The sequence below is a fragment of the Pseudomonas sp. QL9 genome (genome assembly GCF_041409665.1).
GTDB lineage: Bacteria > Pseudomonadota > Gammaproteobacteria > Pseudomonadales > Pseudomonadaceae > Pseudomonas > Pseudomonas knackmussii.
The window spans coordinates 2459629-2474027 of sequence record NZ_CP166971.1 but is presented as its reverse complement, the minus strand read 5'-3'; the positions used below and the strand labels follow the sequence as shown (position 1 = coordinate 2474027).

The following is a 14399-nucleotide window of genomic DNA, read 5'->3' as shown; positions in this document are numbered from 1 at the left end:
CAAATGCGCGGCGCGATGGCCGTGCGGTTTTGCACTGGGATGTCGTCTGTTGCGCGACAGGGCCGGAGTACAGCTGGCAGCCGGCGGGTCTGTCGGTGTTGCTCGGGTCGTGCGGCGTATAACCCGGAGGGTTATACGCCCTACGTTGTGATCTGCAGCGGAGTAGCGTTCACAGCACCACGGTGCGATTGGCGTTGAGGAACACCCGTCGCTCAATGTGGAAGCCCACGGCTTTCGCCAGGGTCAGGCACTCGACGTCGCGGCCCTTGGCGATCAGGTCCTCGGGGTAGTGCGAGTGGTCCACCGGCTCGACGCCCTGGGCGATGATCGGGCCCTCGTCGAGGTCGTTGTTGATGTAGTGGGCGGTGGCGCCGACCAGCTTGACGCCCTTCTGGTACGCCTGGTGGTACGGCTTGGCGCCCTTGAAGCCGGGCAGCAGCGAGTGGTGGATGTTGATCGCCCAGCCGTCGAGCTTGCGGCACAGCTCGGGGGAGAGCACCTGCATGTAGCGGGCAAGGATCACCAGTTCCGCGCCGCTCTCCTCGATCACCTGCCAGACCTTGGCTTCCTGCGCGCCCTTGTCGTTCGGGTCGAGCGCGAAGTGGTGGTAGGGGATGCCGTGCCAGCGCGCCAGGGGTTCCAGGTCCGGGTGGTTGGAGATCACCGCGACCACGTCCATCGGCAGCTGGCCGATGCGCTGGCGGTAGAGCAGGTCGTTCAGGCAGTGGTCGGCCTTGGAGACCATGATCACTACCTTGCTGCGGTAGCCCGCCGGGGTCAGCTCGGTCTTCATCTGGAAGGGCTCGACGCGCTCGGCCAGGCCTTCGCGGAAGCTGGCCTCGTCGAAGCCGGCCGGGGTGCGGAACTCCACGCGGATGAAGAAGCGCTGGGCCAGGCGGTCGTCGAAGGAGTGGTGCTCGGTGACGTAGCACTGCTGTTCGAACAGGTAGCGCGTCACCACGTCGACGGTGCCCAGCAGGCTCGGGCTGTCGGCGGTGAGGATCCAGGTATCGGGGGTGCGGCTCATGGCGGGGCTCCGGTCGAGACGCGGGGGAAGCGGGCCGTGCACGGCCCGCCTGCCGGGAAGTTACGCGGCGATCTGCAGGCCGTACTCGGCGCTGGCGTCCTGCAGCCAGAGCCAGAAGTAGTCGGCGAAGCTGCGGCGCACCACCAGCTCCCAGGTGTCCTCGGCGGTGTGACGGATCACGCACTGCGACTTGGCGAAGATGGTGCCGACTGCCTTGCCGACCGGGAAGTTGCTCGGGTGCAGGTCGTAGCTGGTGGACTTCATCAGCAGCTCGCGCACGTTCGGGCCGCTCAGTTCGAGCAGGGTCTGCCCGCCGCTGACGTTGACCACCGAGTAGTGCAGCTCTTCGCCGAGGGTTTTACGCAGCTTCTGTTCCACGGCGAATTCCTCGCCGCCGGCGACGATCAGCAGCCACTCGTCCGGGCCGAGCCATTGCAGCGAGACGTCGCCCTTGGCCACCAGGCCCAGGGCTACCGGTAGTTCCAGGCCCAGGGCTTTGTGCACGCCTGCGGCGAAGGCGGCGTCATGGGCGTCGCCGCGCAGGGTCAGGTGGCCGAGCAGCTTCTTCTCGCGCAGGGTGATGCCGGCTTTCGGGTTGCCCCGGCTGGCGAGCTTGTCCAGCTCGGCGTGGTGCAGCGGGGTCTCGACTTTCACCCCGGCTTCGGGGCGTTGCTGGTAGACGTTTGCCTTGCTCATTCGTATTCACCTTGGGACGCCGTGCGTCCGCGAATCCTGTCTGTCCGGTGCGCGCCGCGCTCCCTCGGGGAGCGCGGCGGCGAGGGGAAAACTCAGTCGACGTTCTGGCGCTCGCCTTTCGGGTCGTAGAACACCGAGCTGCAGATTTCCGCCTCGATCACCCGGCCGTCGGCCAGCGGTGCGTAGACCTTCTCGCCCATGCGCTTCAGACCGCCCTTGACCACCGCCAGGGCGAAGCCGTAGCCGAGGCTGCTGCTCATGTAGCTGGAGGTGACGTGGCCGACCATGTTCATCGGGATCGACTGCTGCGCGGTGAACACCAGCTGCGCACCCTCGGGCAGGACTTCCATCGGGTTGGTGGGCTTGAGGCCGACCAGCTGCTTGCGGTCTTCACGCAGGCAGTCGACGCGGTTCATGCCCCGCCAGCCGATCCAGGAGAACGGCTTGGTGCGGCCCACGGCCCAACCCATGTTCAGGTCGTCCGGGGTCACCGAGGCGTCGGTGTCCTGGCCGACGATGATGAAGCCCTTCTCGGCGCGCAGGACGTGCATGGTCTCGGTGCCGTACGGGGTCAGGTTGTACTTCTTGCCGGCCTCGACGATGGCTTCCAGTACGCCCATGGCGTAGTTGGCCTGGACGTTCACCTCGTAGGAGAGCTCACCGGTGAAGGAGATCCGGAACACCCGTGCCGGTACGCCGGCGACCTTGCCTTCCTGCCAGGTCATGAACGGGAAGGCTTCCTTGTCGAGGTTGATGTCGGTGACCTCGGCCAGCAGCTTGCGGCTGTTGGGGCCGGACAGGGTCAGGGTGGCCCAGTGGTCGGTGACCGAGGTGAAGTACACCTTCAGCTCCGGCCATTCGGTCTGGTGGTACAGCTCCAGCCATTCCAGCACGCGGGCGGCGCCGCCGGTGGTGGTGGTCATGACGAAGTGGTTGTCCGCCAGGCACGCGGTCACGCCGTCGTCGAAGACCATGCCGTCTTCCTTGCACATCAGGCCGTAGCGGGCCTTGCCCACGTCCAGCTTGGTCCAGGCGTTGGTGTAGACGCGGTTGAGGAACTCGCGGGCGTCCGGGCCCTGGATGTCGATCTTGCCCAGGGTCGAGGCGTCGAGCAGGCCGACCGACTCGCGCACGGCACGGCACTCACGGGCCACGGCGGCGTGCATGTCTTCGCCGGCTTTGGGGAAGTACCAGGGGCGCTTCCACTGGCCGACGTCCTCGAACTCGGCGCCGTTCTTCACGTGCCAGGCGTGCAGGGCGGTGAAGCGCACCGGCTCGAACAGGTGGCCGCAGTGACGGCCGGCGACCGCGCCGAAGGTCACCGGGGTGTAGTTCGGGCGGAACATGGTGGTGCCGGTCTCGGCGATGCTCTTGCCCTGGGCGCGGGCGGCGATGGCCAGGCCGTTGATGTTGCCCAGCTTGCCCTGGTCGGTGCCGAAGCCCAGCGCGGTGTAGCGCTTGACGTGCTCGATGGACTCGAAGCCCTCGCGGCAGGCCAGTTCGATGGCGGCGGCGGTGACGTCGTTCTGCGGATCGACGAACTGCTTCGGCGCGCGCGAGGTGGGTTTCTCGTGCGGGACCTGGAACAGTGCGACGGTCGGCTCCTCGACGCGCTCCGGAGCTTTCGGCAGCTCACCGGCGACGGCCTTGAAGCCAGCGTCTTCGGCGGCCTGGGTGCCGGCGTTGTAGCCGTCCTGCAGGGTGTCGGCGAGGCGGAACACACCGTTCACGGCGCCGGCGCAGATGCGCTTCTGCAGGCCTTCGCCGGGGACGAAGGCGAGGATGTCTTCACGCCACTCGGGCTTGCCGCCCAGGTGCGAAGCCAGGTGCACGACCGGGCTGTAGCCGCCGGAGCTGGCGATCAGGTCACAGTCCAGCCAGTCGCCAGGAGCGGTGACTTTCAGGCGGATCGGGTCGATGGCGGCGATCTTCGCGCCAGTCACGCGCTTGCTGCCGCGCGCTTCGATGACCGAGCTGCCGGTGATGACGCGCATGCCGCGCTTGCGGGCTTCTTCCACCCATTCGCCACGCGGGTTGGCGCGGGCGTCGGCGATGGCGACCACTTCCAGGCCGGCTTCCTGCCAGTCCAGGGCCACGCGGTAGGCGTAATCGTTGTTGGTCGAGAGCACCAGCTTCTTGCCCGGTGCCACGCCGTAGCGGCGTACATAGGTGGAGACAGCGCCGGCCAGCATGTTGCCCGGCAGGTCGTTGTTGCCGTACACCAGCGGACGCTCGTGGGCGCCGGCGGCCAGCACGACGCGCTTGGCGCGCACGCGGTGGACGCGGTGGCGAACCTGGCCCAGCGGGGCGGTTTCGCCCAGGTGATCGGTGCGGCGTTCGTGGATGGTGAGGAAGTTGTGGTCGTGGTAGCCGTTGACGGTGGAGCGCGGCAGCAGGACGACTTCCGGCAGGCTCTGCAGCTCGGCGACGACCTGCGCGACCCATTCGGCGGCGGGCTTGCCGTCGAGGGTTTCGCGGGTGTCGAGCAGGCTGCCGCCGAATTCTTCCTGTTCGTCGGCGAGGATCACGCGGGCACCGCTACGCGCAGCGGCCAGGGCGGCGGCCAGACCGGCAGGGCCGGCACCGACGATCAGCACGTCGCAGTGACGGTTCATCCAGTCGTAGCTGTCCGGGTCGACCTCGGTGGGCGCGCGGCCCAGGCCGGCGGCCTTGCGGATGTACTTCTCGTACGTCAGCCACATGGACTGCGGGTACATGAAGGTCTTGTAGTAGAAGCCGGGCGGCATCATCTTGCCGCCGACCTTGCCGAACACGCCCATCAGGTCGTTCTGCACGTTCGGCCAGCCGTTGGTGCTGCTCGATACCAGGCCGGCGTACAGCGCCTGCTGGGTGGCGCGCACGTTCGGCACCTGGGTGGCTTCGCGGGAGCCGATCTGCAGGATGGCGTTGGGCTCTTCGGCGCCGGCGGCAACGATGCCGCGGGCACGGGAGTACTTGAAGCTGCGGCCGACGACGTCGACGCCGTTGGCCAGCAGGGCGGCGGCCAGGCTGTCACCGGCGAAGCCCTGGTATTGCTGGCCGTTGAAGGTGAAGGTCAGCGGCTTGCTGCGGTCGATGCGACCGCCGCGGGAAAGGCGATTGATCTGGCTCATGTTCAGGCCTTCTCGACTGCGGGCTGGACGGGCGACTTCTTGTCGGCGGCGGTGACGCTGGGTTTCTCGCCGATCTTGTAGGTCTCGAGGATTTCGTAGGTCACGGTGTGGCGGGTGACGTTGAAGTACTGCCGGCAGCCGGCGGCGTGCACCCACAGTTCGTGGTGGATGCCGCGCGGGTTGTCGCGGAAGAACATGTACTCGCCCCACTCGGCGTCGGTGCAGGCGGCCGGGTCCAGGGGACGCGGGATGTGGGCCTGGCCCTTGGCGTGGAATTCCTCTTCGGAGCGCAGTTCGCCGCAATGGGGGCAGAAGATGTGCAACATGGTGATAGCCCTCTTAGTGCGCTACGGCTGCAGCGCCGTGCTCGTCGATCAGCGCGCCGGTATGGAAACGTTCGATGGAGAAGGGCGCCGCCAGCGGGTGCGGTTCGCCGGTCGCCAGGGTGGCGGCGAAGACGTTGCCCGAGCCGGGGGTGGCCTTGAAGCCGCCGGTGCCCCAGCCGCAGTTGAAGAACAGGTTCTTCACCGGGGTCTTGCCGATGATCGGGCAGGCGTCCGGGGTGGTGTCGACGATGCCGCCCCACTGGCGGTTCATGCGTACGCGCGAGAGCACCGGGAACATCTCGACGATGGCCTGCAGGGTGTGCTCGATCACCGGGTAGGAGCCGCGCTGGCCGTAGCCGTTGTAGCCGTCGATGCCGGCGCCGATGACCAGGTCGCCCTTGTCCGACTGGCTGATGTAGCCGTGCACGGCGTTGGACATGATCACGCTGTCGATGATGGGTTTCAGCGGTTCGGAAACCAGCGCCTGCAGCGGGTGCGATTCGATCGGCAGGCGGAAGCCGGCGAGCTTGGCCATGTGCCCGGAGTTACCGGCGGTGACCACGCCGACGCGCTTGGCGCCGATGAAGCCGCGGTTGGTCTCGACGCCGATCACCGCGCCGTCCTGCTTGCGGAAGCCGATGACTTCGGTCTGCTGGATCAGGTCCACGCCCAGGGCGTCGGCGGCACGGGCGAAGCCCCAGGCCACGGCATCGTGACGGGCCACGCCGCCACGGCGCTGCACGGTGGAGCCCATGATCGGGTAGCGGGCGCTCTTGGTGCAGTTCAGGTAGGGAATCTCTTCGGCCACCTGCTGCGCGTTGAGCAGCTCGCCATCCACGCCGTTCAGGCGGTTGGCGCTCACGCGGCGTTCGCCGTCGCGCATGTCCTGCAGGGTGTGGCAGAGGTTGTAGACGCCGCGCTGGGAGAACATGACGTTGTAGTTGAGGTCCTGCGACAGGCCTTCCCACAGCTTCATCGCGTGCTCATAGAGCAACGCCGACTCGTCCCACAGGTAGTTGGAGCGGACGATGGTGGTGTTGCGCGCGGTGTTGCCGCCGCCCAGCCAGCCCTTCTCCACTACCGCGATGTTGCGGATGCCGTGTTCCTTCGCCAGGTAGTAGGCGGTGGCCAGGCCGTGCCCGCCGCCGCCGACGATGACCACGTCGTACACGGGCTTGGGCGTCGGCGTGCGCCACATGCGCTGCCAGTTCTCGTGGTGGCTCAGTGAGTGCTTGAACAGGCCGAAGCCGGAATAGCGTTGCATGTGGGTGCTCCTGGTATTTCTGCTCAGTCCCGTGGGAGCGAGCTGGCTTGCGAAGGTAGTGTCGGGTTCGCGAGCAAGCTCGCTCCTACGGGCAATGCCGCGGGAATTTCAACGATAGACCGGGTAGTCGGCGCAGAGGCCGGCGACCTGGGTGGCCACCTTGGCCTCGACGTCGGCGTCGCCCAGGTGGTCGAGCACGTCGCAGATCCAGCCGGCCAGCTCGCGGCACTGGGTTTCCTTGAGGCCACGGGTGGTGATGGCCGGGGTGCCGACGCGAATGCCCGACGTCACGAAGGGGCTCTGCGGATCGTTGGGGACGGCGTTCTTGTTGACGGTGATGCCGACGCGGCCGAGGGCGGCGTCCGCTTCTTTGCCGGTCAGGCCCTGTTTCACCAGGCTGATCAGCATCAAGTGGTTGTCGGTGCCGCCGGAGACCACGTCGTAGCCGCGGTCGATGAAGACTTCAGCCATGGCCTTGGCGTTCTTGATGACCTGCGCCTGGTAGTCCTTGAAGCCAGGCTCCAGCGCTTCCTTGAAGCACACGGCCTTGGCGGCGATCACGTGCATCAGCGGGCCGCCCTGGGCGCCGGGGAAGACGGCGGAGTTGAGCTTCTTCTCGATCTCTTCGTTGCTGCGCGCCAGGATCAGGCCGCCGCGCGGGCCGCGCAGGGTCTTGTGGGTGGTGGTGGTGACCACGTCGGCGTAGGGCAGCGGGTTCGGGTACAGGCCAGCGGCGACCAGGCCGGCGACGTGGGCCATGTCGACGAACAGCAGCGCGCCAACCTTGTCGGCGATGGCGCGGAAGCGCGGGAAGTCGAGGGTCTTGGAGTAGGCGGAGAAGCCGGCGACGATCATCTTCGGCTTGTGCTCGACGGCCAGGCGCTCGACTTCGTCGTAGTCGATCAGCCCGGTCTTGGTGTCCAGGCCGTACTGCACGGCGTTGTACAGCTTGCCGGAGGACGACACTTTCGCGCCGTGGGTCAGGTGGCCGCCGTGGGCCAGGCTCATGCCGAGGATGGTGTCGCCGGCGTTCAGCAGAGCGAGGTAGACAGCCGAGTTGGCCGAGGAGCCAGAGTGCGGCTGGACATTGGCGTAGTCGGCGCCGAACAGTTGCTTGGCGCGGTCGATGGCCAGCTGCTCGACTTTGTCGACGTGCTCGCAACCGCCGTAGTAGCGCTTGCCCGGATAGCCCTCGGCGTACTTGTTGGTCAGGCCGCTGCCCTGAGCCTGCATGACGCGCTTGCTGGTGTAGTTCTCCGAGGCGATCAGCTCCAGGTGGTCTTCCTGGCGGGCTTCCTCGTCGGCCAGCGCGGCGAAGAGTTCGTCGTCGTAGCCCTGGATCTGGTCATGCTTGCTGAACATCGCGGTCTCCGTGCGACAACCCGGTGTCGCCTGTGGGTGGAGGCTGCCCTGACCGGTCCTGGCTTTCCGGAATCGCCGTTGGGGGCGTTCCGGGCGGGGGAGCCGAACCGGTCGGTATTAGCCAGTTGCATCCGATTGTGCTCAATACCCCTGTAACCCATTTGCCTGTTTGCGACGTCAAAATGCCCAAACTGACCCGGTCTGCGCCGCTGGTCCGTCGCCGCCGTGAGCGGGGCGCCGCCGCCGTCCGCCGTTGGGTGTAAGCTAGTCGGCGGCATGCTCTTCGCATGTCGCAGAACAACAAGAAACGATGTGCTGTCCTGACTGCCTTTTCCGTTTCCGAGAAGTCCCGCCGCGACAGTCAGTGCAGTGGAGGTAATGCAGATGGCAAACGCCGCCCAGGCCCCCGATCGCGAACGCCGCCCCGACAGCGTTCCGGCTACAGGCACGAAGACCTTCGGCTTCCTGCTGATTCCGAATTTCACCACCATCGGCTTCGCTTCCGCGGTGGAAACCCTGCGCATGGCGAACCTCGCCGCGCGCCGCCCGCTTTACCGCACCTTGCAGATCAGCGCCGATCCCGAGCCGGTGCAGGCCAGCAATGGCATGCGCCTGGTGCCCGACTACAGCATCGAGAACGCGCCGCGCCTGGATGCGCTCTTCGTGGTCGGTTCCAACCCGATCCCGGAGAAGAATGACCGGCGCCTGCTCGACTGGCTGCGCAAGCTCGCCCACCACGGCGTGCCGCTGGGCGGCATCTGCACCGGCAGCCACCTGCTGGCCAGCGCCGGGCTGCTCAAGGACTACCGCTGCACCATCCACTGGGAAGACATCGAGCAGCTCAAGGAGCGCTTCCCCGGCATCGTCATCTCCAACCAGCTGTTCGAGCTGGACCGCGACCGCTACACCTGCTCCGGCGGCACCGCGGCCATGGACATGACCTTGCAGCTGATCGCCCGCGAGCCGGGCGGCGTGGAGATCGCCACCAAGGCCGCCGAGCTGCTGCTCTGCGACCGCATGCGCGGCTCCCGCGAGCAGCAGCGCATCCCGCTGCGGCAGAAGCTCGGCAGCGCCCAGCCGAAGCTGAGCCAGATAGTCGCGATCATGGAAGCGAACCTGGAGGAGCCGCTGGAGCTGGACGAGCTGGCGCAGCTCAACGAGGTGTCGGTGCGCCAGTTGGAACGGCTGTTCCACAAGTACCTGCAGCGCACTCCCAGCCAGTACTACCTGGAACTGCGCCTGAACCGCGCCCGCGACCTGCTGCTGCGCAGCGAGGCGCAGATCCGCGAGATCGCCCTGTCCTGCGGCTTCACCTCGCCGGCGCACTTCTCCAAGTGCTACAGCCGCTTCTTCGGCTGCTCGCCGCGCGGGCAGCGCAAGCAAAGTCCGCTAGGCGCCTAGGGCAGGAAACGAAAAAGCCGCACCCCAGGGTGCGGCTTTTCGTTGTGCGACTAATCGCTTCAGCGCAGTTCGGCGCTGGCGAGTCCTCGGGCGGCGCGGCTGCGTCCCTTGCGATTGTCCAGCAGCCCCAGGCAGAGGATGACCACCGCCAGCATCCCGGTGGCGAGGACCTCGGCGCGGTGCTCCGGCATCGCCAGCATGATGCCCAGCACCGCCAGGATGAACAGGATCACCAGCCAGGTCAGCCAGGGATACAGCCACATGCGGAACTCCAGGGGCTGGCCCGAGGCGACCAGCTTGCGGCGCATGCGCAGTTGCGACACGGCGATCACCAGGTACACCAGCAGGGCAACGGCGCCGGAGCTGGCGAGCAGGAAGGCGAAGACCTTCCCCGGGGCGAAGTAGTTGATGATGGTTGTGAGGAAGCCGACCGTGGTGCTGGCCAGCACGGCGACGTAGGGCACCGCCTTGGGCGAGGTGGTCTGCAGGAAGCGTGGGCCGTCGCCGCGCTTGCTCAGCGAGAAGACCATCCGCGAGGCGGTGTAGATCGCCGAGTTCAGGCAGCTGGCCACGGCGACCAGCACCACGATGTCGACGATCAGCTTGGCGTGCGGGATGTTCATGATTTCCAGGGCGCGCTGGTAGGAGCCGACCTCGGTGAGCAGCGGGTCGTTCCACGGCACGATGGAGACGATCAGGAAGATCGAGACGATGTAGAAGATGCCCATGCGCCAGACCACCGAGTTGGTCGCGCGGGTGATCTGCCGCGCCGGGTTCTTCGACTCGGCGGCGGCGATGGTGACGATTTCCGTGCCCATGAAGCTGAACACCGTGGTCAGCAGCGCGCCGAGCACCGCGCTGAAGCCGTTGGGCATGAAGCCGCCGTGTTCGCGGCTGAGCGCCAGCACGCCGGCGACTTCGCGGCCGGGTAGGCCGCCACTCAGGGCGAAGCCGCCGAGGACGATGAAGCCGACCACCGCGATCACCTTGAGCAGGGCGAACCAGAACTCGAACTCGCCGTAACGCGCCACGCTGAACAGGTTGGTCGCGGTGAGCAGGGCGGTCACCGCGAGGGCGAACTGCCAGGTCGCCACGGCGGGGAACCAGGCATTGAGGATGGCCGCCGCGGCGACCGCCTCCAGCGGGATCACCAGCACCCAGAACCACCAGTACAGCCAGCCGATGGAGAAGCCCGCCCAACGCCCGATGGCGCGCTCGGCGTAGGTGGAGAAGGAGCCGGTGTCGGGGGAGGCCACGGCCATCTCGCCGAGCATGCGCATCACCAGCACCACCAGGGTGCCGGAGATCAGGTAGGCGAGGATCGCCGCCGGCCCGGCTGAGGCGATGGCGTGGCCGGAGCCGACGAACAGGCCGGCGCCGATGGCGCCGGCGATGGACAGCATGGTGACGTGGCGTTGCTTCAGTTCGGCGGCGAGGGCCGGTCCGCCCTGACCGCCGGGGATGGCTGTGGACATGATGGTTACCCTTGAATTCTTGTTGGATTGGGTACTGCTCGGATGCCGTGATCGCTATCAGCTGTCTGGTGCGAAAGCCTCCTGGACGGCGGCGGCGATGCCTTCGGTACACACGCGCAGGATCAGCTCGCCCTTCTCCCGGCTGGCGCCCTTGGCCGAGGACAGGGTGCCGCAGGCCGGCGTGCGCTCGGGGATGACCGGGAACACGTCATAGGGGGGGAAGGTCGCCGGCGCGTGGTCGACCACCTTGTCCATGTCCACCAGGTGCGGGTACAGGGCCAGCATCAGCGAGGTCTCGAAGACGCCGCCGTGTTCGATGTCCCAGCCGAGGAAGCCGTCCGGGTAGAGCTCGGCGATTACCTGCGGGTCGCGGATGAAGTCCCAGTAGGACAGCACCACCACGCGGAAGTCGTCGATGCCGGCGTAGCGCAGTTCGCGCAGGGCCAGGTCGATGCCCTCGACGATGAACATGGAGTTCTCGTAGTGCCCGTTCATCAGCACCAGGCGCCGCGCGCCGTGCCGTGCCAGCTCGCGGATGATGTCCTGCACGGTGCCGGTCAGGGTCGCCCCGTCGAGGCTGGTGGTGCCGGGGAAGTGGTTGCCGCCGCCGGACTTCTGCTGCGACTTGTAGCCGTACTGCAGGCCCGGCAGCACCAGCGCGTCGATGCGTTCGGCGACCCGCTGGCAGACGGCGGTGGGCAGCAGCACGTCGACGTTCATGCACATGTGGTGGCCGTGCTGCTCCAGCGCGCCGACCGGCAGCAGCAGGACGCAGTCGCCCTGGCCGATCCTGGCCGCGTACTCCTTCCAGGACAGCTCTCCCACGAAAACACTCTTGCTCATCGCTACTTCTCCAACAGTGACCGGCCGCGGCCGGAGTCTTCATCACTCGCTGCGCAGCACCAGCGCGCTGGCGCTGTCCCAGGCGGCGAATACCTTCTGTCCACTCTGCAGGCCGAGGCCGTCGTATTCGGCGTGCGGCTTCTGCACCTGCAGCTCCAGGCCGCTGGCGGTCTCCAGGTGGACGTTGACCATCGAGCCGACGAACTCCTCGCCGATGACGTGGCACTCCAGGCGGTTGGCCAGGGTCGGGCGCTCGCCGAGATGGATCAGGTCGGCGCCCAGGCACAGGTTCACCGCTTCTCCGGGCAGCAGGTTGCGGTCCTTCGGCGGCCGCGCGAAGAAGGCGCCGTGGACCGACTTGATGCGCACCAGCCCGGAGGCATCGAAGCCTTCGACGCTGCCGCCGAGGATGTTCTTGCCGCCGACGAATTCGGCGACGAAACGGTTGCGCGGTTCGCGGAAGACTTCCTGGGGCGTGCCGATCTGCTCGATCCGCCCGCGGCTCATGATCACCACCCGGTCGGCCATGGCGAAGGCTTCGGACTGCGAGTGGGTGACGTAGACGAAGGTGATCCCCAGGTCTTTCTGCAGGCCGGTCAGCACGCCCTGCATGCGCACGCTCAGGTGTGCGTCGAGGGCGCTCAGCGGCTCGTCGAGCAGCAGGATCGGCGGCTCGGTGACCAGCGAGCGGGCCAGGGCCACGCGCTGGCGCTGGCCGCCGGAGAGCTGGGCGATGTCGCGCCGGGCGAACTCCGCCAGGCCCAGGCGTTCCAGCCAGTGCAGCGCCTTCTTGCGCCGCTCGGCCTTGGCCATGCCGCGCATCTTCAGACCGAACTCGACGTTTTCCAGCACGTCGAGGAAGGGGAACAGCGCCAGGTTCTGCCATACCAGTGGGGTATCGCGTTCCCAGGAGCGCAGGTCGTTGATCCTTTCGCCATTGAGGCGGATCTCGCCCTCGCTGGGCTTCTCCAGGCCGGCGAGCATGCGCAGCGTGGTGGTCTTGCCACAGCCGCTGGAGCCCATGATGGCGACGAACTCGCCCTTGTAGATTTCCAGGTTCATGCGCTCGACGGCGACGAAATCGCCGAAGTGCTTGACCACGTTATCGAACACGACCAGCGGTTGGTTCATGGTGGGTTACCTGCGAAGCGTTGGATTGTCGGGGGCATCAGGCCAGCTTGCGGCGGCGCATCAGCAGCATCTGGGCGAGGATCACCAGCGCTGTGGTGGTGACGAACACCAGGCTGCCGATGGCGTTGATGGTCGGGCTGACCTGGCCCTGCAGGGTGTTGAGGATGCGCACCGGCACCGTCTCGTTGAGGCCGGAGACGAACCAGGCGACGGCGAACTCGTCGAAGGACACCGCCATGGTCACGAAGAGCGCGGCGCACAGGCTCGGCGCGGTGAACGGCAGGATCACGTGGCGCATCGCCTGCCACTGGCTGGCGCCGAGGTTCCAGGCGGCCGATTCGAGCACCGGCTCCATCTGCGCCAGGCGCATGCGCACCACCGCCATGGCGAAGGGCGCGCACATCACGATGTGGCTGATCATCACCGCGTGCAGTTCGCCGGACAGGCCCACGCGGGAGAGGAACGCCAGCATCGCCAGGCCCATGATCACCACCGGGATGGTCGGCGGCAGCAGGGCCAGGGCCATGTACAGCGACTTGCCGAAGAAGTGGTAGCGGAAGTCGGTGTAGGCCGCGGCGAAGCCGAGGAAGGTCGACACCAGCGACACCACCAGCGCCACCTTCAGGCTGTTGCGCAGGGCCTGCCAGACCGCCGGGTCGCTGGCGATGGCCTGGTACCAGTGCAGGCTGAACCCGCCCAGTGGCAGCGACGGGAAGCGGTCGGCGTTGAAGGAGAAGACGAAGCTGCCGAGGATCGGGGTGAAGATGAAGAGGAACACCAGCCCCACGTAGCCGCGCAGCAGGAAGTTGATCAGGCGATGCTCGTTCATGCGCGCCTCCGGTAGGCGAAGCGGACCGCGGCGAAGGCCACCAGCAGGAGGGTGGCGATCATCATGCAGGCGATCACCGCCGCGCGCGGCCATTGCTGGCCGGCCTTGGTGGTGTCGGCGATAAGGGTGCTGAGGGTCGGCGGCTGGCCGCCGCCCAGGTACAGCGGGCTGACGAAGTCGCCGAAGCAGAGGATGAAGCAGAACAGCGCGGCCACCACGATGCCGACGCGCGCCGACGGCAGCACCACCTGCAGCACGGTGCGCAGCCGGCCGCAGCCGAGGTTGTGCGCGGCCTCGACCAGCGAACGGTCGAGATACATCAGGCTGAACAGCTGTAGCACCACCGCCAGCGGCAGGCACAGGGTGAAGTAGCCGACGAAGGTGCCGAAGCTGCTGTTGAGCATCGGCAGCGCGCCTATCCCGAGCTGGCCGAACAGGGCATTGAGGATGCCGTTGTCGGAGAGGAACACCTGCCAGGAATAGGTCCGCACCAGGTAGCTGGTGAAGAAGGGCGTGACCAGCAGCAGGATCGCCAGTTGCCGCGCCGAGGCGCGGAACTTGAAGGCGATGGCGTAGGCGCAGGAGAAGGCCACCAGGCTTATCAGCAGTGTCGCCCCACTGGCCATTGCCAGCGTGTGCAGGTAGGCGTCCCAGAAGTAACCGCGACTGAGCACGTAGCTCCAGTTCAGCCACTCGAAGCTCGGCTGCATGCGGAAATTGCGCACCACCCAGAAGCTGATGGTGAGCAGGAACGCCAGCGGGAAGACGAAGAACGCCAGCTGCCAGACCAGCATCGGCAGGGAGAAGGCGAGGCCGTACCAGGGGCCCTGGGCGCGCCGGCGCCCGGCCGAGGCCGGCGGGGTGCCGACCTCGACCAGGGACGGGGCGGTTTGCAACTTGCGAAGCGTCATAGCCGTTGCCTCCGCGTGCCC

The 14399-nt window shown here is 67.1% G+C and carries 12 protein-coding genes; 1 reads left to right on the top strand and 11 read right to left on the bottom strand.

Annotation, left to right across the window (positions count from 1 at the left end; genetic code table 11):
* Nucleotides 1-169: 169 nt before the first annotated feature.
* From purU to glyA, 6 genes are all read right to left on the bottom strand, one after another.
* Complete coding sequence (purU, locus tag ACA097_RS11740) at nucleotides 170-1027, bottom strand: formyltetrahydrofolate deformylase (RefSeq protein WP_371370212.1); 858 nt, start codon at nucleotides 1025-1027, stop codon at nucleotides 170-172.
* A 60-nt stretch (nucleotides 1028-1087) separates the two neighbouring features.
* Nucleotides 1088-1723 (bottom strand): sarcosine oxidase subunit gamma, encoded by a 636-nt coding sequence (locus ACA097_RS11735; protein ID WP_043248230.1) that lies wholly within the window; start codon nucleotides 1721-1723, stop codon nucleotides 1088-1090.
* 92 nt (nucleotides 1724-1815) lie between these two features.
* On the bottom strand, nucleotides 1816-4836 hold the full coding sequence (locus ACA097_RS11730) for a sarcosine oxidase subunit alpha (protein WP_371370211.1): 3021 nt from the start codon (nucleotides 4834-4836) through the stop codon (nucleotides 1816-1818).
* A gap of 2 nt (nucleotides 4837-4838) precedes the next feature.
* Nucleotides 4839-5162, bottom strand: a complete 324-nt coding sequence (locus tag ACA097_RS11725; RefSeq protein WP_371370210.1) for a sarcosine oxidase subunit delta — start codon at nucleotides 5160-5162, stop codon at nucleotides 4839-4841.
* A gap of 13 nt (nucleotides 5163-5175) precedes the next feature.
* Complete coding sequence (locus ACA097_RS11720; RefSeq protein ID WP_043248236.1) at nucleotides 5176-6426, bottom strand: sarcosine oxidase subunit beta; 1251 nt, start codon at nucleotides 6424-6426, stop codon at nucleotides 5176-5178.
* A 108-nt stretch (nucleotides 6427-6534) separates the two neighbouring features.
* Nucleotides 6535-7788, bottom strand: a complete 1254-nt coding sequence (gene glyA / locus ACA097_RS11715) for a serine hydroxymethyltransferase (RefSeq protein WP_371370209.1) — start codon at nucleotides 7786-7788, stop codon at nucleotides 6535-6537.
* Between the two features lie 384 nt (nucleotides 7789-8172).
* Between glyA and ACA097_RS11710 the strand changes: the two genes are divergently transcribed.
* A complete protein-coding gene (locus tag ACA097_RS11710; protein WP_156957970.1) occupies nucleotides 8173-9189 on the top strand; it encodes a GlxA family transcriptional regulator in 1017 nt (338 codons plus the stop codon).
* 59 nt (nucleotides 9190-9248) lie between these two features.
* Here the strand turns inward: ACA097_RS11710 and gabP are convergent, their stop codons facing one another.
* The 5 genes from gabP to ACA097_RS11685 are packed head-to-tail and all read right to left on the bottom strand — an operon-like array spanning nucleotide 9249 to nucleotide 14378.
* Complete coding sequence (gabP, locus tag ACA097_RS11705) at nucleotides 9249-10664, bottom strand: GABA permease (RefSeq protein WP_052355144.1); 1416 nt, start codon at nucleotides 10662-10664, stop codon at nucleotides 9249-9251.
* 57 nt (nucleotides 10665-10721) lie between these two features.
* A complete protein-coding gene (locus ACA097_RS11700; protein WP_371370208.1) occupies nucleotides 10722-11507 on the bottom strand; it encodes a creatininase in 786 nt (261 codons plus the stop codon).
* Nucleotides 11508-11549: 42 nt separating this feature from the next.
* A complete protein-coding gene (locus tag ACA097_RS11695; RefSeq protein WP_371370207.1) occupies nucleotides 11550-12638 on the bottom strand; it encodes an ABC transporter ATP-binding protein in 1089 nt (362 codons plus the stop codon).
* A 37-nt stretch (nucleotides 12639-12675) separates the two neighbouring features.
* Complete coding sequence (locus ACA097_RS11690; protein WP_371370206.1) at nucleotides 12676-13467, bottom strand: ABC transporter permease; 792 nt, start codon at nucleotides 13465-13467, stop codon at nucleotides 12676-12678.
* Nucleotides 13464-14378 (bottom strand): ABC transporter permease, encoded by a 915-nt coding sequence (locus ACA097_RS11685; RefSeq protein WP_371370205.1) that lies wholly within the window; start codon nucleotides 14376-14378, stop codon nucleotides 13464-13466. The genes ACA097_RS11690 and ACA097_RS11685 overlap by 4 nt, the downstream gene beginning before the upstream one ends.
* Nucleotides 14379-14399: the final 21 nt, after the last annotated feature.

What these genes read in the sequence shown, in the direction of transcription:
- purU (WP_371370212.1), bottom strand. Translation starts at nt 1,027, where the DNA reads ATGAGCCGCACCCCCGATACCTGGATCCTCACCGCCGACAGCCCGAGC.
- ACA097_RS11735 (WP_043248230.1), bottom strand. Translation starts at nt 1,723, where the DNA reads ATGAGCAAGGCAAACGTCTACCAGCAACGCCCCGAAGCCGGGGTGAAA.
- ACA097_RS11730 (WP_371370211.1), bottom strand. Translation starts at nt 4,836, where the DNA reads ATGAGCCAGATCAATCGCCTTTCCCGCGGCGGTCGCATCGACCGCAGC.
- ACA097_RS11725 (WP_371370210.1), bottom strand. Translation starts at nt 5,162, where the DNA reads ATGTTGCACATCTTCTGCCCCCATTGCGGCGAACTGCGCTCCGAAGAG.
- ACA097_RS11720 (WP_043248236.1), bottom strand. Translation starts at nt 6,426, where the DNA reads ATGCAACGCTATTCCGGCTTCGGCCTGTTCAAGCACTCACTGAGCCAC.
- glyA (WP_371370209.1), bottom strand. Translation starts at nt 7,788, where the DNA reads ATGTTCAGCAAGCATGACCAGATCCAGGGCTACGACGACGAACTCTTC.
- ACA097_RS11710 (WP_156957970.1), top strand. Translation starts at nt 8,173, where the DNA reads ATGGCAAACGCCGCCCAGGCCCCCGATCGCGAACGCCGCCCCGACAGC.
- gabP (WP_052355144.1), bottom strand. Translation starts at nt 10,664, where the DNA reads ATGTCCACAGCCATCCCCGGCGGTCAGGGCGGACCGGCCCTCGCCGCC.
- ACA097_RS11700 (WP_371370208.1), bottom strand. Translation starts at nt 11,507, where the DNA reads ATGAGCAAGAGTGTTTTCGTGGGAGAGCTGTCCTGGAAGGAGTACGCG.
- ACA097_RS11695 (WP_371370207.1), bottom strand. Translation starts at nt 12,638, where the DNA reads ATGAACCAACCGCTGGTCGTGTTCGATAACGTGGTCAAGCACTTCGGC.
- ACA097_RS11690 (WP_371370206.1), bottom strand. Translation starts at nt 13,467, where the DNA reads ATGAACGAGCATCGCCTGATCAACTTCCTGCTGCGCGGCTACGTGGGG.
- ACA097_RS11685 (WP_371370205.1), bottom strand. Translation starts at nt 14,378, where the DNA reads ATGACGCTTCGCAAGTTGCAAACCGCCCCGTCCCTGGTCGAGGTCGGC.